Origin of the sequence: Nostoc sp. (assembly GCF_036917155.1) — a bacterium.
Lineage (GTDB): Bacteria > Cyanobacteriota > Cyanobacteriia > Cyanobacteriales > Nostocaceae > Nostoc.
Window position 1 is genome coordinate 1 of record NZ_JBALDZ010000105.1, and the last position, 18,611, is coordinate 18,611.

Sequence of the window (18,611 nt, forward strand, 5' to 3'; positions counted from 1 at the left end):
TGAGTCTCTGCACTTTGAGCTTGAATACTGGCTGCTGTAGCCGCAGTTTCAGCATTTTCGGCGGTTGTTGATGCGCGTGATGCAGCTCTTTGTGCATCACTTGATTGAGTCTCTGCACTTTGAGCTTGAATACTGGCTGCTGTAGCCGCAGTTTCAGCATTTTCGGCGGTTGTTGATGCGCGTGATGCAGCTCTTTGTGCGTCTTCAACCTGATGTTTTAGTGCATCAATTTGACTTTGAAAATTACCATTATTTAAATTATTAATTAAATTTCTTAAATCAGCTATCTGACTTTGCAATTGCTGACAGCAATCGCATTGGTGTCCGGCACAATTGCTAACATTTGATAACGAGGAAATGAGCGATTGTCCTGAGCCAGACATCTAACAAACCTCGCTGCCAATTTGAGAAATCAGAGCTTCAATTGATGCAAATTCACCCTGGTCTATACATACTTGTCCTGGTGGACAGAATGTTGTCGGATCTACGCATTGCTTCCCGCTAGCACACGCTCCACCATTGGCACAAACTGCTTGGCAATCAGAAAGAGATTGATAAATTCCAGGTGTTGTGTACTTGTCCGCATCAAGGCAGTTTCCGTTGATGCAATCAAATTTCTGTGAAACGGGACAAGGCCCAGTTTGATTAATTGTGCCAGTCCCCAATTTACAATCTTCTCCAGCAAGATTGTAAAAATAGTTGTAGCCGTTACTCAAATCACACCAGTCAAATGCATCGAATTTACCTCCTCCTGATTGCCACTTGGAAAGGCAAGCTACACTAACCGTAAAGGTTTTTCTCGTGCCGGAATTAACCCCAATACCGCTAATCTGGTAAACACCACATCCATAACTTGGGGTAGGAACAGAAGAGGGAAGACAACTACATCTAACCATTTGGTTTCAACTGATAATTTAAACTGCGTTCGGGTCAAAAGTGGGAGCGGTGTAAGCGCCATAGAATCGTTCAGCATACTGAAATTGAGTTTTTGCAACACCATTTTTAGTAATTGGCGAGGAAATAGTTAAAGTACTATCAGCCAATACTGATTGGTCAGTGTTTGCAGAAATCCAATTGTGAGCATAAGAAATAATTGCTGCGTACAATTCCAAGGGAGTTGGATTTGCTCCTGTAAGAGAGGGCAAGGAAGTAAGAGGAATTTGTAAGACTTTTGGTGAACCGGAAAATGTCGCAGTTAAACCAAATAAATCAGTAATTAATGGTTGAGACATAAAACTGAAAGTTTTGAAGAGTGATAAATCAGTTTTATGAGCAAGTGCCTTATCTGTAAATGTTCCAGTTTTATGTAGAAGTGGTATATATCCTGACGACACGTATCCTTTGCTGGGAATAGGATTGAGCCAATATTTACTAATAGTGAATATTTAGGAAATTCCACTTTTACCTCTGATCCAGGTAAAAGCGGAATACAAGAAGTTTATTTTTTCTATCTATGCCAAAGAATAACAGAAAGGGAAAAGCCTCGGTCATCTCAGATGGTGAGTTTGTCAAAATCAAAAGACAGGTCAGAACCGATAAGTATAAATTACTAATGGACTTGGCCTGGTACACAGGCGAACGCTGGGGGGCACTGGTTCAGTTGAAAACTGAAGATGTTTACGATCGCAATGGCAAACCCAAGGACATACTGATTTTTCCGGCAATGGTGAGAAAACACAGACCGGATGGCACATCTGAAACTGTGGAGATTCCAGTTCATGAAAGTTTGAAAGAATCTCTCAAAGGATTTGAGCCTGACAACTCCGGCTGGCTTTTCCCCTCACGCTGCGGCACAAAGCCAATTACTTGGCGGAATGCCTATGACATTCTCCAACGGGCTACCGAAAAGGCGGGAATGAGTACCAAGGGAATCTCAACTCACAGTACCCGCCGGAGCTTGGTAAACCGATTGCGGAAAAATTCTGTTGACAAAGATGTGATTCGCAAAATCACCGGACACCGCGATAACAAAGGGCTTGACCCTTACATCGATGTTGAGCTTGATGAAGTCAAAAGCGCGATCGCTACTCTATAACTCCTGTGACAATCCCCCCTGCCTGTTGATACACTCAAAGCGATAGAATGACAATCTTTTATATGCAACAACCGCGATCGCTCACTCGCTCACAAGGCGATGTCTACGACGGGCTTCGCCTACGCTTTTTTATTGGGGACTGGGGAATTTGCAACAGCCGATTCCCCAACTCCTAACTACTGATTAATGTGTAGGCTATAACTAGATTGCTCAACTTGTGGGGCTTGGACTATTCACAAATCACAAACTTTGTTTACTCCAGCCCCACTCCCAACAGCGCCCACTCTTCCACACTCAGAGCCATTTCTATAAATTTTTACATCTACCGTCGCTTTTTCAAACGTTAATGCGCCTGCTGAAACTATGGATTTTTTGGGAGCAGAAAAGTTTACCTTATAGGGAAGCACTGCTTTAACACTTTCTACTCTTGTAGGTGACTTCAGGTCTGTCATACTCAAAATGCTATAACTTCCGTAAATTTTGCTACCCTGATTTCCAATCCATTGAATCTCGTATTTGTCTGAGCCACCAGAAGATTTTGTGACTGAGTTTGAGCTTGGAACTGAATCTAAACTTGTACTTGTAATCGAACTTGAATTCACTGGAGGAGTGCATAAAGATGTGCAGGACTGTAATAGTGCTAATCCAGCAAGAACGGATAGCCTGATGAAATTTTTCATTTCTTAGTGAAAATGTAAGTACAATTTTATAATTCCCAGCATTTAGTTATACATTGCTATGCCAAAAGCGAATTGCTTTGGTAATCTCGTAGGGACTGTCCATGCCCTTATTACCGATTTGGAGAGCAGGCATGAGAACAGACGAGATTTATCCCAGCATGTGACAAATAATGCTTGCAGAGGATAAGCTCATATCGGTAATTTATTTACAAAAACGCGATCGCACTTAATCCTATTGGTGGATCGCATTTTTAAACTTAAATTGGAGAACAATATGCCTACTGCAATCAAAGAAACCACGGTCGGAGAGTTGATTCAAGAATTACAAAACCTTCCACAAGACGCACCAGTTCGCCTCAAAGATAGTGATGACATTGCATATCTCATCGTTGGCTTTCAAGCTGGCTCTGAGGGCGTAACTATTATCCTTGCTGACTACGAGAGCGATGATGATGATACCAGCGAAGAATAAACTTAGATTTCACCGTTAAACACCATGATTTATTTTTGCGATCGCTCACTCACAAGGCGATCGTTTTTTCATGCCACACGCTGCGATTGCCGTGTACACTGCCACGCTCCTGACGGATTAAATTCTAAATCTGTAGTGGTAACTTGTAGTGATAATTTACTATCTGCGAGGCGATACTTGTCGATCGCACCTCGCCGGATTATAATGTCAGGCTTTGACCAGTTGGTGCGGGAAGTAAGGTCTTGCTAGGGATTTTTTGCGATCGTCGCATTTTAGCCAGATCCCATCGGCTCTAATGGTGGTAATGATCGCAAAGGTTTCCTTGTTTTTTCCCTCTAGGATTACTACCTTGTCGCCGATGCTGAAGGTATGTCTGGGAGACTGTTCGCAAGAACGCAAATCAGTAAATGGCAAACTCTGCGTCCCTCGCCCAGGAATCTTGCAGCTAACCTCTAGCAACTGATTATTGATGTTAAATGCCTCTACTTCTCGCTGGTGAATCTGGCTCCAATATCTACATTTTTCCTGAATCAATGGCAAGGTAATCGCCGATTGGTCATGTGTCTGTTTTGACACAGTTTTAGGAGGGTCTTGGGTTAAGGAATGGTTAACCTCAATTGTTAAGGAATGTGACAACTGATCAACGATTGGGTCGATTTTTGGCTGACAACTGATCAACTGCTCGCAACTGATCAGTTCGGGTTGATCAGTTGGGTTTGTTTCTCTATCAGCATCACAGCCCCAACTGATCAACTGATCAAACTGATCAACATTTTTTTCGGTCTTCACAATTGAAAATTTTAAATTTTCATTGATCAGTTGATCAGTTAGCCCGGAATCCTTTGTGTGTAAAGGGAAAGAAGTGATCAATGCTTGATCAGTTAGATTGATCAGTTGATCAGTTAGGTTTTGGTCACGCCTAGAACCAATGTAGTAAACTAAGGCACGCTTATTTATCTTTCCTCTACCGGAGTTTACTAGCCCTTCATTGACGGCTCTTTTTAAATCTCGCCGTACAGTATCTCGATTGAGATTAAGTTCCTCAGCAATTTCTTGAGCTTCATAGGGAATACCTCGATGCTGCTTTAAGTATTTGATGCAGCGAGACATAATGTTTGTGCTTTGGCTGTCTGTGCCCTGAGATATTGCGCTGTCTTCTAAGCGTCCGGTGAACTTCCAGCCCCAGGTTTCATCGTCGTACATGAATTTGTATGCACCCGGCCCTCGGCTTCGACTTTTTTCAATGGTCAGTGCATTGAATTCTTCAATCTCGTTACGTTGGCGGGTTAGCTTCCATAGTTCATCGCAGGAGAATTTAATTGCCCTGGTGCCGCGAATTTCACCGTTGGCGTTGCAGTGGTGAATAAGGAGAAATGTACAGTTGAATTCCTGTGCTAAATGCCGCAGTCTGACGATGGGACGGGCGTATTCGGTATCGTTCTCGCTGTAAATTGAACTGGTTGAAACTGACATTAGCGAGTCGATAATGACCAATTTGGGCTGATTCTGCTTGAGCATCTGTTTGAGTTTCCCAAATTCGCCAACTGTCCATTCCTCACAGATGGAAAGCCTGTCCGAGGTTAGCTCGTCCTCAAAAAAATCTTGCATCTCTAGAAGCTTGCTGGTATTTCTGGCTCCTTGGTCTGTTTCGATTAACAATACTTTCATCGGGTCAATTTCTGCTCCGTCGTAGGTGAAGCGACCGCCAGAACAGGCATATTTAGCAAGGGTGAAAGCAAATCGGGTCTTACCAACACCGCCATCGCCATAAGCTACGACTACCGATTCTGTGGGAACTAAGCCAGGAACTACCCAATCTTGATCTCTGTTACCGTATTTAGCAAAGTATTCTTTGGCTGTATAAAGTTGGGTTTTTGATTGACTGTCAAGCCACTTCGCATGGAAATCTAATAATTCCTTTTTGCTACTAAACTTCCATTTCTTGGCGAGCTTTCTCATCAGCCAATCTCGCTGGGCTGCATTTTCAATTTCTTCGATGTCTTCTAATTCTTTGCACAGGCGCTCGAAGGCTATGTCATCAATTTTCTGCCAATATCCACTGCCTTTGGCGTTCCTCAGTTGGGTAACTTTTAGAATTTTCTGCTCAATGTTCTCTAGAATCCATGCAAGAGGTTTCTCTGTATCATGGGATTCCTGATCTAACTCTGTGCTTAAAGTTGCTAGTTGTCTTCTGATGTGTTTTTCTGTGAGTAATTCGGCGTAGTGATCCGCATTTATAGACGAGACACAGCTACCAACAAGCATTGCTAATTTGTTGCGTCCACCTATTTCTTTGAGCAGGTCTCTATCGACTAGCCAGTTAGTAACTGTTAGTAAGTCAACTCTTTGTTGCTGTTTATACAAGCTAACGGCAGCCTGGTAAATCTTCTTGTGAGACCCTACATAAAATGCTTCTGCTGGCAAGGTGTCAGCGAGATTGCAAATTACTTGTGGATCTAGTAAGATGGCTCCTAGAAGCGCTATTTCAACATCAACATTGCTAGGTGGAAGTGTTGGAGACGCGAAAGTATTTATCATGTTTTTAATTTGTTTTTAGGGGTGATTTTAGGTAATCACTCTTTTTTTTTGAGTGTCTATTTTCTGTCATTAAAAAGGGTCGATCGCAATTTCAAAACAGCCATTAATCCACTGATTAATATCTCCAACGGTAGAAATGGAATTGGCTGATTGCCTCAGCACTGCTAGCTCATCCTGGAATCCTCCTGTGGCATCCCAGCAAGGGGCGTTGATGTAATGCTGGCAATATTCGGCGATTAGGCTGATTTCGTCGGAGGTGAGTTGCTGGGAACCGAAGTATTTAAAAACTGTACGGGGCAATTCTCCTGATGTTTCGTCTTTCCAGTTCAGAGGTAAGCCGAGGGGCGGGCGATAAACGTTAGGTATTCGCTTGGGCTTGTAGATAGTTACTTCGATAATTTCGTCACTCATTTTTACCCCTCCAATTCTGGGTAAGGATGATGAGCGATCGCTGATGGCAGGACGTAACAGAAAGCTTCTCTATATTCACCAGGAGCGGATATGGTGAAAACTCTCTGACCCCAGACAATCACTTCGGGATATCCATTTAAGGGAAGAATTTCTGAACTATGAACAAAATCCCCTGTTGTTGTTTTTAGAGTTATTTTCATGAGTTTGGCTTTGCGATCGCAGCATTTGACCAGTGGCTACCAGACATCGATAGCGCTCTACTAAAAAGCTCTGGTCTTTCTGCAAATAAGTAAGGCAGTCGAAATATTAACTGGCCAGCCAATATTTCAGCGTGCTTCTCGTCAATTGCTGGTATCTGGATTTTGATGTACTCCACCAAGGGGCGGGCTGATTGAGATAGTTCTGCATTAGTCATTGGGGATTGGGCATTGGGAAAACTTAGGAAAGGCGGATCAAGCTACCAACTCGATCCGCCATGTTCTGTACCGAAAGTGAAAGTCGAAATGAGTAACAGAGTGAGACGACGGAGTTTAATTGATGGTGATGGGAGTAATAAAACCAGCGATGAGAAATATAGATTCGACTTCAGTGATGAAGACAGATTTAACTTGGGCGATGAAGATGCTGTATCTAATTTTTCTTCACAAGCTTTTGACATACCTCCGATGCTTAAGTTCAAAGACCTGAAACAAGCTATTTTTTCCTGGGTTAACAAGCTGAGTCCTCATTCTCCGCATGTTCTATGGTTTTCAGAAGAGGGTTGTAAGTGTGAGTTTTTACTGGTTAGAGGCGGAGGTTGGCAGAAGGGGCGATTTCGTTTTCGCTTAGAGTTCATCCCCGACAACCCAGAGGCTTTTTTACCAGAGTCCGCTCCGAAAGAAGAGAAGCCACAGTCACTTTTAGATGATCTAGATGATCTGCGATCGCAACTCAACCCCGAATAGTCACAGATACGCCGCTTAGTCCGGGGATTCTCCAGCTAAAAGCATCGGAGAATCCCCGCATTTTTGCTAGTTTTCTTTATTTGTCCGGTCATAACATTTTTTATTCGTTTTACTAATTGGAGTCGTTGAGGTACTTACTCTCGCCGTCTCTGATTTGTTGTGGGATTCTAGAGAATGAGCGGTGATGTTGACCGCTCATGTTGTTTATAGGAATTGGCGCTTTATCAACAGGTTCTCAAGACCGCTTGATTTAAGCGCCTCTTATGATATTATGACTGTAGAACAGAAAAGGCAACAACTCGCACCTAAATCAGTGTTAAAAGCGCTTAGAGAAAATGCAGGTTTGTCACAGGAACAGCTCGCTGTGTACCTTGGCATCGCCGTCTCCACTCTCAGACGATGGGAGAACGAAGGGATGGAACCTTCAATGACTAGAAACCAATGGCAACTTTTCTGCCAGAGTATCGGGGTATCGTTTGATGCACTACCTCAGAGCTTGGCTGCTCCTGCTGAAGCGAATGCCTAAGTAAAAGCAAGGGAATTAACAGTAGATGGATGCAAGGCTAATCAGAGATAAGTCTTGAAATATCGCTATGCGAGTAATTCTTGCCAATTCCGTACCTGACTTTCACCCCCAAACCAGGCAGAGATAGCAGCCTGCCAGCACTGAGCAAATACCAAAGACCTGCTAGGGGAAACTTACAGCCGATAACTTACCCAGGAGATAACCAACATGAAACAGCCAATGACAGTTAGAGAATTGATTGAAACGCTGCAAGGGTTCCCGGCAGATGCGGAGATTGCAATGGAAGACCTCGACGATGATCAGGAATTTTTTATCGTCGGAGTTAATCCTGGAGATGGCAGGGTGACTATCGTCATCACCGACGAATTAGAAGAAGGCGACGAAGGGTAAAGCTTCTGGCAACTGCATTCACCCGTAAGTCGTAGCGATCGCGGGGTTAGCGGTTCCAAAAAGCAAAAAGGCGATAGCCCATATCCCTTGAGCGATCGCCAAGTACAAACTGAATTTATTACATAGTAAGGAGATTGTACCAATGTCAAAGCCATTAGGCTACTACACGAACCACCCGCCAGGCGATGATTCACTCTTGGACGAAGTGCAGAAGAAGTATGGCAGTTGCTTTGAAAAAATGTCCAAGCGAGAAAAGCTCTCTATATTAGTGATCCTGGCATCAAACCTGGGATGTCAGCTTGAGGGAGATGTCAGAGGTGAAATTTACGCGATCGCAAGAGAGATGACGGATCAGCTTTCACTTTCCGATCAGGCAGGAGTTATGGAGGCGATTATTTCCCAAGTGAGATGGGGGCAGAATGCAGAACCTATACACCACCCCTGAAGCCGCCAAACTGACTGGCATCCCAGAAAGCACAATCCGCAGTTGGTTACGCCGATATCCCGAAGTGTTCCAATTTGAAGTTCACGTTGTCAGCGATGAACACGGCGTTAAACTCTGGACTGAAGCGGGAATTGAACTGTTGCACAGCCGACGTGCATCGAAAACTGCAACGGATGACGATGCAAGTTTTGATGCAGAATCCGACGCACCCGATTTGCTTGAGTCTCTGTTAGAGGAAGATTCACAGCGACTAGCCAACGAATATTGGCGATTGCTGCCCGGTCGAACATTGCAGCGCATTAAACAGATGCGGGACAATCCCACGCCCCAGCAACGCCAAACAGTGCAAACATCAATCAACGCCGCCATCAACGCTGGGACAGAGCATCTACTCTTACCCACTTATCAGCCGATGTTGCTAGAGGGAGGAGATGAAACAGACTAAACAACAGACTACTAGTAAGGTTGTACCATTCACCGGGGAATTTTACCCAGGTGTACCAGAATCAACACCAGCAGGAAATAACCTAGCTGCATTTTTAGTCATGATTGCAGCTGCACTGGTTGCCGGCTTAAGCATGGGTGCAATCTCCACTTACCAGAGCGCGGATCAAGTGCAACTGCGCGAGATGAAAGCTCAAAGCCAACAGCTTGAGAAGGTCAAAAACCAAGTTTGTAGATAGGAGTAAACAATGGGAATCCTTGCACGAATTACCAGCGCTAGCAAGTCCAGCAACAAGAGCAATGAATCGTCCCTCTCCACTGGAGGGCACGGAATTGATAAAAGTCGGGTGCTGGCTCCAACAGATCCAACCGTGATTAACCCAGTGAACGCGGGAAGTTGGGAGACTGTGAGGACAGCACCAGTCAATCATACACCTCGGTACTTTAACAAAGCTGAGGCTGATGCACTCAAACAGGTTGCAGCCCAGAAAAAACTTGAGGCGCGTCAAGCTAAACGAGCTTACAAATCCCTCAAGACTCTTGAACAGTCTGATGCACAGGTACACCGTGAGCATCGCAAGTACATCAAAGAAGTTGCTGACAGCGAACTGACTAAAAAACGTTCTGATGCAACGACTGCAAGGCATTTGCACACCTTGCGACCTGAATATGCAAAGCTAGGCTTTGGACTAGACCGCGCTGAAAACAGGGCACAGCAACGCATTGACGAACTGAAAGCCAAAATCAAGGAAAAATACTAATGGCAAAGGCGGTACACCTGGGGGCTTGGTTTCTCCTGGGGTGTATCGCCTCTAGCTTTGTGGCTTGGCTAGGGGCGCTGCATCCTGCTTTGTTTCGGGTGATGTGGGTTATTTACATAATGTCGTGCGCTGCGCTATGCCTTGCTCTGCTGACAGATGACGCGGTGAGGCAGTTTCTCAAGCTGTCTGAACCAGATTATTATGCCTTGCTGATTGCGATCGCAGTTTCGATTGTTCTGGGAGGAATTGTCACATGGCTGATAGGTGGCTAAAAACCAACTGTTTGCTGGCTAGTGCTACGGCTTTTTGGCTAGCTGCACTTTCTCCCCTGCCCCAAATTGGCAAGGGAATCAGCTATAGCTTGGCACTTGTTGCATCAGTGCAACTAGTCGGGGAATCGCGGCAACTCATAGCGCAAGATGCCCGACGTGCAGCGCTGTCAGCCATGAATCAAGAACTGGAACAAGTAGAAATTGGGCTACATACTCAGCAACAAGAGCAAGCGCTCTATGAAATTTATGGCGCTGCACCGACTTACCCGCCGGAAGTTAGGGAGGAGTTAACCACTAGCCTGAAACACTTATATAAGGAGCCGAGCGCGGATCGAACTGGCGAAACTTCCGCTTCCACTTCCGACAATAAAGCCTTCTATTTGGCAGTAATCGGACTGTTGGAAGTCAAAGGGGAAACTTACGTGATTGAGCAAATTTTGAAAATGGGCGGACGCCGTTGGGAAGAGGGCAAGCGCCGATTACAGCAAATTCTAGATGAGGGTCAGAAAAATGAGTGGTAATTTCAAAGTCGTCTTACCTAACGCCGATAAGATGATGAACGCAATTGAAAGCTTTGAAATGAGCAAGGATGAGCTAGAAGCTCACTTTCCTAGAGAGGTGAGAATTCTTGAAAACTCCCCGTGCAGCGCTGTTAGCATAGCCTATCCGAATGGTAAAGGCTCAATAATTATCGAGAAGCCGAAACCATAGTCAAGTTAAGCGATCGCGTTACTCCTTTACGCGATCGCTTTTTCCCAATACTCGAACTTCGGCAATTCAAAAATATCAGATTATTTAACATGGCAGCTATTGACCGAGGGAAAGAAATTATCAAGGAGGCGATTTGAGCGACTCAAGCGGGTTTGGTGGCTCGAATTCCGGTTGCAGATGAACCCAATTTAGCTGTATTTCAGCAAGCATTAAGAGCGGCGGATGTTCAGCGAATGCTTATTCAGAAAGGGGTTAGGGTTGAATTTTATTTTCCTGAATCGCCAGTGGAACAAGCCAAAAAAGCTATGTTGCAAGTTATCAGGAGTGCATCGGCTGAAATTCAAGAGATTGTGTTTCCTGTCATCGCCCAAGATTACGCTGATGCACAACTCGCCCTAGCCAGCTTAGAGGTGCAAGCGGCTCTTAGTCGGCGTGGCATCACTGCATCACTCCAGCGGGAATCTCAAAAGGAAATAGTTGTTGTCAGCATCGACCAAGTGATAAGCGGCGAACTGGACAGCTATTTGAGGGAACGGGAATGAGCGATTCAAAAACACCCAATTGCATTAATTGTGATTCTACGCGAGTGCAATACCAAGAAAATTATGGTTACTGGGACTGTTTAGACTGCGGTCACGTCTGGGCTGCGGATGCTGATGATCTAGATTATGACGAACCTGTAAGTTGCCCCGATTGCTGGGGCACAGGATTAATTTATGCCTACGTCAACGATAGTCAACCGACAAAATGCACCACCTGTAAGGGAACTGGGAGGATGTAGCCGGATTGTTTCACAAAGATGGGCGCTAGCCATCATTACATAAAGTTTTGACTTGAACTAAATGATTTTATCCCAAGGAGAAATAGGTAAAAACCTGCTTCATTTTGGGATGAATTTTTAATGGAAATGAAAGTACTTTCTCATGAAAAATATTGAACACCGAATTAAGGAAGCTAACGGAAGACTCCGTAATTACGGGATAAATATTGAGCAGATTGGCAGCAGACTTTATCTGCGTGCAACGCTTCCTCCGAAGCCACAATCAGCAAAAAACAGTTGGCATCAACAAAAAATAAATATTACTGTCGCCAACTTCGACGGCGTGAAGCTTGCTGAGAAGGAAGGCAAGCTTCTCAGGCTTAGGCTAGATACTAAAGCCTTCGATTGGAATGATTACTTAAAATCAGAATTGCAAAATAATAATAATAAAGTGAAAACTATTGGAGAATTAATTCAAGAATTCGAGAAAGATTACTTCGAGAGAAGGCAACGTAATTTCAAGACAGAAAGTACATGGAAGATTGAATATCAGGCAGTTTTTAAAACTCTGCCTGAACACGAAGCACTTAATACTGAAGTACTGAAGCAAGCCATTTTAACAACCACGCCAGACACTAGAACCCGGAAACGATTTTGTCTGACACTGCGATTGTTGGCTAAATTTGCTGACATTGACTTCAACCCTAGTTCTTATTCAGGAAACTATGGCTATAGAAGTAGGCAGATCCGTAGCCTACCAACGGATAAATTAATTCTTGAATGCCATTCTAGTTTTACTGATGCAAAGTGGCAGTGGATATTTGGAATGCTTGCCACTTACGGATTAAGAAATCATGAGGTATTTTTCTTAGATTTAGAGCAACTACGAGCAGGTAATAAAATTATTACTGTCCTTGCAGGAAAGACTGGCTACAGAAAAATCTGGCCTTTTCATCCAGAGTGGTTTGACTCATTTGGGTTGCCAAATGTCAAAATCCCCGACATCAATTTAAACCGAAATAATTCTGTGATTGGCAGAACCGTGACTCAAAGATTTAGGCGAAACGATGGCTTACCGTTCAAGGTTTACGATCTTCGCCATGCTTGGGCTATTCGCACTCTAGAGTATGGAATTGATATAACCCTTGCAGCGCAGCAGATGGGGCACAGCCTGTCAGTTCACAGTAACCTCTACCACGCATGGATCAACGCCGAGCATCACCAAAGAGCTTTCGACTTGGCGATAAATAAAAGCGATCGCCCCGTGCCACCAGAATGATGAACTTGTAATTTCTAATTTTGAATTAACCAGCAGCTAGTTTGCTGGGTTTTTGCATTGCGATTGTAATGAGACGGTGACTCTTAATCTATTGGTTGCGCTTTCTTATCCCTCGTCACCCACTTTTTAACCGTTATTGTAGATTAACTAATTATTTTTCATTGTTAAGAATTAACGTTACTTTAGAGAAATATAGTGTAGCTTCTCTATGATATCGTTCAACCCATATCTTACTCTTAGGTGATTGCGATTATCCAAAGGAAACTGCTAGAGTGCTATCACGAGATACCCGCAGTAAGTGATTGTAGCAATAATCTATAACCTTAATCCTTAACACTGAATTGCTAGACTTACAAAATAGCTAGGCGAGTTCGTAATTATTCATTAATTGGTGCATTTGCTCGTTTCGAATCACAGTAAGCTTTTTAAGTGCTTTATGTCCGCTTATTTGCTTGATTTGGGAGAGCGAGAAGCGATCGCATGGCTTTGTGGGATAATGCGGGAAACTGCCTTTAAGTGTTTTCCAACTTCTAGCTGTGGCAAGGCTTCTGAGTCCTCTTTTAGACAATGAAGCCTATTCTCAGGATGCAGCTTCCATAATCAGTGTGCTTCTACAGCATCCAGCAGACGAAGTGAGATATGCTGCTTTAGAAGCATTAATTTTGCTTTAGGTGAAGTTCCTATTGCTGAAGAAATACTTGCACAAGCCAAAAATTTGCTTAAAGATGAAAAAAGTACATTTGTACGTGAATTCTTGGAGTCACTATAGCAATCCTAAGCTGTCGCGCATTTAAATTTGATAATTTAGCGCCTGAAACCGTTTCCTGTCTTAGATTGCCTTGTAAAACTAGATATCGTTTTAAGCTTTGAAGCTATGAAGCTTATAGAGTCTATGTTTGAGATGATTTCATTGCCACCTCAGATTAATATCAACTTCCTCCCACATTCATCGCTGTTAAAAAAGCCTTTTGGCTCACATCTCTGTAAACTGTATTTAAATACTTCATTACCACATCACTCGAAGTTGAATTTACTGTATTTTCCTCTTCTTTTGCAAGGGGTATTGCTCCTAATACATCTAATACCGTCTCAGTTGTGGACGGCGCAATCACTACCAAAGATGACTCTAGTGGCTCATTATATTGCCAAAAAGAATCAATTTCTACCGAGTATTTAGTATTAGGAATTGACTGTTGAATATCGGGCGTTTCTGTAGTATTTAGTTCAATCTTGGTACTACGCAATTTACGCAAATCGCTGATAATTTGCTCTTTGGTACGTCCGCGCAATTGAAATAGTACAAAGGGGTCTTCACTGAAGCGATCGCCTAACTGATAGTATATCGCACCAATATGTTTACAGGGATTTGCTTTATCAGGACAAGAGCATTTACTCTGGACATCAGCCAGGGTAAAAGGAAATATCGAAAGACCATTAGCTGTGAAGACTTCTTCTATATTTTGTGGCATTTCTCCTGCTAGTAGCTTGGCAGCAAAAATTGCCCTTTGGGACATGGTTTCAATTACATAACCCCACTGTTCATCGCTAAAAGGTTCAAGGGAGAGGGAAACCTTATAAGGTTCGACTTCACTACCCTGCACCCTAGCTAATACTTTCGCACCTTTAAATTCGATGCTTAAAACATTTCCTTGACGAGCATAATTTCTCGCACGTTCTAAGCGCTTTTTAAAACGATAGGAATCTAGCAAATCTAGCCATTGTTGTGACCACCATTCTCGACTTGCTTGTAATGTGTAATTAGTCATAATCAATTTAAAAACTTAGTAGTCTGTCTCATTAATTTTATGAGGTTCGTAGTGAGCGCTAAACCCGCATTTCTCACAAGCTTGAAATGCAGAGGTGCAAGGGAGCAGGGGAGCAGGGGAGAGTTCAATGTGCCAAGTTCAATCCCCTCTGCCCCTCTGCACAAGGTTTTGAGAGATGTGGTGAGAAATCCGGGTAAAGCGCTCAAATCAAGGACTAAAGTCCTGACTACGAACTTATTCTGTATCATCGTCAATTACTGCACTGCGATCGAGTAGTAGTAAGTTGCGGAGTTGGTCTGTATCCATTTCAGTTAACCATTCTTCACCAGCACCTACAACTTGTTCAGCCAATTGTTTCTTACTTTCAATCATGTCATGAATTTTTTCTTCTAAAGTGCCAGTGCAAACAAATTTATGTACTTGCACATTCCGGGTTTGACCAATCCGAAATACTCTATCTGTGGCTTGATTTTCCACGGCTGGATTCCACCATCTATCAAAGTGGAATACATGATTTGCTCGTGTTAAATTCAATCCTACACCACCCGCTTTTAGAGAAAGAATCATAATTGGTGGCCCTTGAGGATCATGTTGGAAACGGTCGATCATTTCCTCCCGTTGTTTTTTACTGGTACTGCCATATAAAAAGAATATTTCTCGCCCAAGCTGTTTTTCTAAATAGGGTTTAAGTAATTTACCCCACTCAGCAAATTGTGTGAAGATTAAAGCTCTATCGCCTTCTGCTAAAACTTCTTCTAACATTTCTTCTAGCCGCAGAAGTTTGGCTGAATTATGTTGTTCTAATGTCGCCTGTTTCAAATATTGGGCTGGGTGATTGCAGATTTGTTTGAGTTTGATTAGTAAAGCTAAAATCATCCCTCGACGTTGCAATCCTTCAGCAGATTCTATCTCTACTAAAGATTGTTCGACAATTTGTTGATAAAGTGCAGCTTGTTCACCAGTTAGACCGCAAAATACGGTCATTTCTTGCTTATCTGGTAAATCTTGAATAATGTCGCGATCGCTTTTCAATCGCCGCAGTATAAATGGTTGCACTAATGAACGTAATTGACCTAAAGAAGCAGTATCCCCATACTTTTCAATTGGCATGGCAAACCGCCTCTGGAAAAATTGCTTATTGCCTAAATATCCTGGATTGAGAAAATCTAAAATAGACCATAATTCTTGCAGTCTATTTTCTACAGGTGTCCCCGTTAATGCAATACGAAATGTAGCTTCTAATTGCCGCACTGCTTTTGACTGTTTGGCTTCTGGATTTTTCACATTCTGGGCTTCATCTAAAACTATTATCTGCCAAGATACACTTTGCAATGACTTGATATCTCGATGGAGAAGTGAATAGCTGGTAACGATTAAATCATGCTTTTTCACGGCTTCTAAAAACGCTTTTCCTTTTGGGCGTTTGTCACCGTGATATTGCAAAATTTTCAGGCTGGGTGCAAATTTATTGACTTCCCTTTCCCAGTTGCCTAAAACCGAAGTTGGGCAAACTAGCAGTGTTGGATTTTCTAGTGCATCCTGTTCTTTAAGATGTAGCAAGAAAGCAATGAATTGGACTGTATTATGGCAAATAATATTGTTAGCAACGAAATTGTGATGTTTGCTAACTTCAAAATCGTATACCCACCCTTCATACTCCACATCCTCAATAGCCTCAATCCGACAATAAAATACCTCTTGATCGAGAAGACATTGCAAAGACTGTCTTGTTAATCTCAACTTTTCTATATCTAGGTTGCCGTAGGCTGATAAAGTTTGAGTTGTCCATTTAGAAGGTTTTCGTAGCTGATATTGTTCTTGGGCTTCTCCAAACTTGACTAAATCATGGTCTTGTGGTTTTCCATTCCAAAGGGTTTTACCTGGTACACAAACGTAATCACCCACCTGTAAGTTATTTGTCCAACCTTTACTTGTCAGCAGCTTGTGACGATGAGTAATAGTGATACTATTACCGTCTTCTAGGGTAATTTTTCGTAATTTTTCGCTAACTTGCTGCCGATACAACCGTCTAACATTAGCTTGGACAATTTTGCCTGTTGTTTCATCTATAGAATTAACTAGTAATTCCTCTGTGGGGTTAGTCCAAAATCCTTCGCCGTCAAACTCTATTTCTCCAGCGTGAGTTTTCCAGATTGTCTCGGCTGTGCGTAACAGTCCATTTACATTTACTAGAGTATCATTGGCTACGCATTTACCGAGTCCCATATCGTCGGCGAGACACGCACCTAAGCCCCAACGTTCCAGGAAGGATAGCCAAGCAGCGCCTCGTTCTTGATAGGGTCGCAAGTGCCCTTTAAAGCCTGCTGGTGTGGGTAAAGGTGCGATCGCTTGATTATTATTTAACGCCCCAATCAACTCTTGCAATGCGCCAGATGCATCAAAACTAACCACTGGTAATTTTTCAATTGCCTGAGTATCTCCTGTACTCAGACGCAAAGCATCTTCCAGGGAAAGCGCCATTTGGTCTTTGCGAGTGGTAAAAAAAGTTTGGGCTGTTTTAATGTCTTGGGGCCGCAATTCTACCCACTCGCCATTAATTTCCACTAGCGGACTATTTAAAGCCACAAGTTTATCAAACTCGGCTTTGGAAATAGTTTGTCCGCCAATTGCTAATTGCCATTGGAAATTTAGTAGACTCTGCAACCCTAAACGTCCTTGCTTTCCCTTTGGGGTTTCGGCAGTAATTTTTAAACCCAAACGATTCGCCCATCCTTCCCGGTTTGCTAAACTGGGAGGCAAAATAACTCCCAAACCACTATCTTCCAACCTCCAAGCTACAGCTTTGATAAACTCATAAGCTTGAATGGGGGTAAGACGAGAAGATTGGGGATATTCGCTTTCAAAACTGGGTGCAATTGCTGGATATAATCGGGAAGCTACCCCCAAACCTCGCAAAAATGTTTCTTGTGGTTGGTCAATTGTCCGATTTTCATAAACCAATCGTTCAACTGGATTGTTCCAAATAGTCGCCGCATCCACTAAAAATTCAGGATCGTCAGCCGCTTGCAGAAAATATGCCAATGTCCAATCTGTTTCACCAGATTCAGGAGAACGCAGTTGAAAACAGGTACGAAATAGAGTTTTAAGAGTTAATTGGTATTGTAGCGGCATAGTCCAAGCCTTCAATGCCGCTTCCAATCGTTCCACTTCAATGGCATCTGCATTAACTGTATGAGATGCACTAGTTAACGCTTGCAACCACTGTCGCACCCCACTTGGTAAAGATGCAGGTTGGGAACCCACCATTTCTCGCACTTGGGCATCTATTGTACTGTTAAGAAATCCTAAAAGTAATTCTTGAGGTTCGGTGGGGAAGTTTACATAAGATAGGGATTGGGGATTCGGGATTGGGGATTGGGAAAACTCTTCTCCAGTCCCCAATCCCCAGTCCCCAGTCCCCAATCCCTCTTGATAAGTGCGACAAACCAACGGCATATTCGCAGAAAATTTTTCTAGGCGGGTTCCATCTATTGCACTATCTACGAGTACTTGCCATTTGGCAGCAAATGCACCATCTAATTGTCGGCCAATTGTTGGTAAAAACTTACACCGCGAGATTAAATCTAAACTCCAACGGGCAACCTGCGACCAAAAGCGTAAATCTCCACCTAAAAAGGCATCTTCCCCTTTAGCAGCACTTAAGGGAACAGCAGCGAGAAATTTTACTGCTTCGCTAGGGTTGAGACAAAAACCTTCAATTCGCCACGGTTGTAAATATTGCGGGGAATCTGTATTTTCCCCTAAGCTGGCAGAATGTACAGGGAAAATCGCTGCTGTTCCTTCGCTGTTAGCTTCTGGGATATAAGTTGGTAGGGCAATGATTTGAGAGTGCGTTGGTAAATTGATCTCAGTGGTACTAGCGGCTTTGCGTGTTCGCCCAGTAGTTGCGTTCGCAACTTGGGGTTTCTGGATGAAGTTGGTAATTGCCATATTCTGGGAATGCAGCCACTCACTCAACTCAACCGATGTCATTGCCAATGGATGTAGTGCTATGTCTCCAGATCCATTAGACTCAAAATTCACTCGTGGCGATCGCCAAGTTTCCCCCCAAATAAATAAACAACCATTTTGATTTTTTAGTAACCAATTACAGTGTAAAATCGCCATTTGCTAACTACTCAGATTTTCCCAAAACTCAAGAATGAAAATCGCAACT

25 protein-coding genes are annotated in these 18,611 nt (G+C 43.2%); 15 read left to right on the forward strand and 10 right to left on the reverse strand.

Features of this window, described 5'->3' with window-relative positions; genetic code table 11:
* From V7K67_RS15020 to V7K67_RS15030, 3 genes are all read right to left on the reverse strand, one after another.
* A partial coding sequence (locus V7K67_RS15020; protein ID WP_335167179.1) for a hypothetical protein occupies nt 1-383 on the reverse strand: 383 nt, incomplete at its 3' end.
* Nucleotides 384-896, reverse strand: coding sequence for a hypothetical protein (locus V7K67_RS15025; RefSeq protein ID WP_335167181.1), 513 nt, complete (start codon nt 894-896; stop codon nt 384-386).
* A gap of 18 nt (nt 897-914) precedes the next feature.
* Nucleotides 915-1,232 (reverse strand): hypothetical protein, encoded by a 318-nt coding sequence (locus tag V7K67_RS15030; protein WP_335167183.1) that lies wholly within the window; start codon nt 1,230-1,232, stop codon nt 915-917.
* Between the two features lie 221 nt (nt 1,233-1,453).
* Between V7K67_RS15030 and V7K67_RS15035 the strand changes: the two genes are divergently transcribed.
* Complete coding sequence (locus tag V7K67_RS15035; RefSeq protein WP_335167185.1) at nt 1,454-2,035, forward strand: tyrosine-type recombinase/integrase; 582 nt, start codon at nt 1,454-1,456, stop codon at nt 2,033-2,035.
* A gap of 47 nt (nt 2,036-2,082) precedes the next feature.
* Nucleotides 2,083-2,211 carry a hypothetical protein gene (locus tag V7K67_RS15040; protein ID WP_335167187.1) on the forward strand — a complete coding sequence of 43 codons (129 nt, stop codon included), beginning with the start codon at nt 2,083-2,085 and terminating at the stop codon, nt 2,209-2,211.
* A 57-nt stretch (nt 2,212-2,268) separates the two neighbouring features.
* Here V7K67_RS15040 and V7K67_RS15045 read toward each other — a convergent pair whose 3' ends face one another.
* The gene (locus V7K67_RS15045; RefSeq protein ID WP_335167189.1) at nt 2,269-2,715 is read right to left on the reverse strand and encodes a hypothetical protein; all 447 of its coding nucleotides are present in this window, start codon (nt 2,713-2,715) and stop codon (nt 2,269-2,271) included.
* Nucleotides 2,716-2,989: 274 nt separating this feature from the next.
* Here V7K67_RS15045 and V7K67_RS15050 point away from each other — a divergent pair, with 274 nt between their 5' ends.
* On the forward strand, nt 2,990-3,187 hold the full coding sequence (locus V7K67_RS15050) for a hypothetical protein (protein ID WP_335167192.1): 198 nt from the start codon (nt 2,990-2,992) through the stop codon (nt 3,185-3,187).
* Nucleotides 3,188-3,394: 207 nt separating this feature from the next.
* Here V7K67_RS15050 and V7K67_RS15055 read toward each other — a convergent pair whose 3' ends face one another.
* The 4 genes from V7K67_RS15055 to V7K67_RS15070 form a co-directional block, all read right to left on the reverse strand.
* Entirely contained in the window at nt 3,395-5,725 is a 2,331-nt protein-coding gene (locus V7K67_RS15055; protein WP_335167194.1) for a DnaB-like helicase N-terminal domain-containing protein, read from the reverse strand.
* Nucleotides 5,726-5,794: 69 nt separating this feature from the next.
* Nucleotides 5,795-6,136: a hypothetical protein gene (locus V7K67_RS15060; RefSeq protein ID WP_335167196.1), complete on the reverse strand. Its 342-nt coding sequence runs from the start codon at nt 6,134-6,136 to the stop codon at nt 5,795-5,797.
* Nucleotides 6,137-6,138: 2 nt separating this feature from the next.
* Nucleotides 6,139-6,336, reverse strand: a complete 198-nt coding sequence (locus V7K67_RS15065) for a hypothetical protein (protein WP_335167198.1) — start codon at nt 6,334-6,336, stop codon at nt 6,139-6,141.
* A complete protein-coding gene (locus V7K67_RS15070; protein WP_335167200.1) occupies nt 6,333-6,551 on the reverse strand; it encodes a hypothetical protein in 219 nt (72 codons plus the stop codon). Before V7K67_RS15070 ends, V7K67_RS15065 begins: the two co-directional genes overlap by 4 nt.
* 88 nt (nt 6,552-6,639) lie before the next feature.
* Between V7K67_RS15070 and V7K67_RS15075 the strand changes: the two genes are divergently transcribed.
* The 12 genes from V7K67_RS15075 (at nt 6,640) to V7K67_RS15130 (ending at nt 12,668) form a co-directional block, all read left to right on the forward strand.
* Nucleotides 6,640-7,080 (forward strand): KGK domain-containing protein, encoded by a 441-nt coding sequence (locus V7K67_RS15075; RefSeq protein WP_335167202.1) that lies wholly within the window; start codon nt 6,640-6,642, stop codon nt 7,078-7,080.
* A gap of 184 nt (nt 7,081-7,264) precedes the next feature.
* A complete protein-coding gene (locus V7K67_RS15080) occupies nt 7,265-7,606 on the forward strand; it encodes a helix-turn-helix domain-containing protein (protein ID WP_335167204.1) in 342 nt (113 codons plus the stop codon).
* Between the two features lie 207 nt (nt 7,607-7,813).
* Complete coding sequence (locus V7K67_RS15085; RefSeq protein WP_334733585.1) at nt 7,814-7,996, forward strand: hypothetical protein; 183 nt, start codon at nt 7,814-7,816, stop codon at nt 7,994-7,996.
* A 142-nt stretch (nt 7,997-8,138) separates the two neighbouring features.
* The gene (locus V7K67_RS15090) at nt 8,139-8,441 is read left to right on the forward strand and encodes a hypothetical protein (RefSeq protein ID WP_335167206.1); all 303 of its coding nucleotides are present in this window, start codon (nt 8,139-8,141) and stop codon (nt 8,439-8,441) included.
* Nucleotides 8,416-8,886 carry a hypothetical protein gene (locus V7K67_RS15095; protein WP_335167208.1) on the forward strand — a complete coding sequence of 157 codons (471 nt, stop codon included), beginning with the start codon at nt 8,416-8,418 and terminating at the stop codon, nt 8,884-8,886. The genes V7K67_RS15090 and V7K67_RS15095 overlap by 26 nt, the downstream gene beginning before the upstream one ends.
* Nucleotides 8,873-9,124: a hypothetical protein gene (locus V7K67_RS15100; RefSeq protein ID WP_335167210.1), complete on the forward strand. Its 252-nt coding sequence runs from the start codon at nt 8,873-8,875 to the stop codon at nt 9,122-9,124. Before V7K67_RS15095 ends, V7K67_RS15100 begins: the two co-directional genes overlap by 14 nt.
* A 9-nt stretch (nt 9,125-9,133) precedes the next feature.
* A complete protein-coding gene (locus V7K67_RS15105; protein WP_335167212.1) occupies nt 9,134-9,646 on the forward strand; it encodes a hypothetical protein in 513 nt (170 codons plus the stop codon).
* Nucleotides 9,646-9,918: a hypothetical protein gene (locus V7K67_RS15110; protein WP_335167214.1), complete on the forward strand. Its 273-nt coding sequence runs from the start codon at nt 9,646-9,648 to the stop codon at nt 9,916-9,918. The genes V7K67_RS15105 and V7K67_RS15110 overlap by 1 nt, the downstream gene beginning before the upstream one ends.
* The gene (locus tag V7K67_RS15115; RefSeq protein WP_335167216.1) at nt 9,900-10,439 is read left to right on the forward strand and encodes a hypothetical protein; all 540 of its coding nucleotides are present in this window, start codon (nt 9,900-9,902) and stop codon (nt 10,437-10,439) included. Before V7K67_RS15110 ends, V7K67_RS15115 begins: the two co-directional genes overlap by 19 nt.
* A gap of 345 nt (nt 10,440-10,784) precedes the next feature.
* Nucleotides 10,785-11,171, forward strand: coding sequence for a hypothetical protein (locus V7K67_RS15120; protein WP_335167218.1), 387 nt, complete (start codon nt 10,785-10,787; stop codon nt 11,169-11,171).
* Nucleotides 11,168-11,410, forward strand: a complete 243-nt coding sequence (locus V7K67_RS15125) for a hypothetical protein (protein ID WP_335167220.1) — start codon at nt 11,168-11,170, stop codon at nt 11,408-11,410. Before V7K67_RS15120 ends, V7K67_RS15125 begins: the two co-directional genes overlap by 4 nt.
* 142 nt (nt 11,411-11,552) lie before the next feature.
* Nucleotides 11,553-12,668, forward strand: a complete 1,116-nt coding sequence (locus V7K67_RS15130; RefSeq protein ID WP_335167223.1) for a site-specific integrase — start codon at nt 11,553-11,555, stop codon at nt 12,666-12,668.
* 929 nt (nt 12,669-13,597) lie between these two features.
* On the opposite strand, the gene V7K67_RS15135 is transcribed toward V7K67_RS15130, so the two are convergent.
* Both V7K67_RS15135 and V7K67_RS15140 read right to left on the reverse strand, forming a co-directional pair.
* Entirely contained in the window at nt 13,598-14,434 is an 837-nt protein-coding gene (locus V7K67_RS15135) for an SWIM zinc finger family protein (protein WP_334705751.1), read from the reverse strand.
* 234 nt (nt 14,435-14,668) lie between these two features.
* Nucleotides 14,669-18,562 carry an SNF2-related protein gene (locus V7K67_RS15140; protein ID WP_335167225.1) on the reverse strand — a complete coding sequence of 1,298 codons (3,894 nt, stop codon included), beginning with the start codon at nt 18,560-18,562 and terminating at the stop codon, nt 14,669-14,671.
* Between the last annotated feature and the right edge of the window lie 49 nt (nt 18,563-18,611).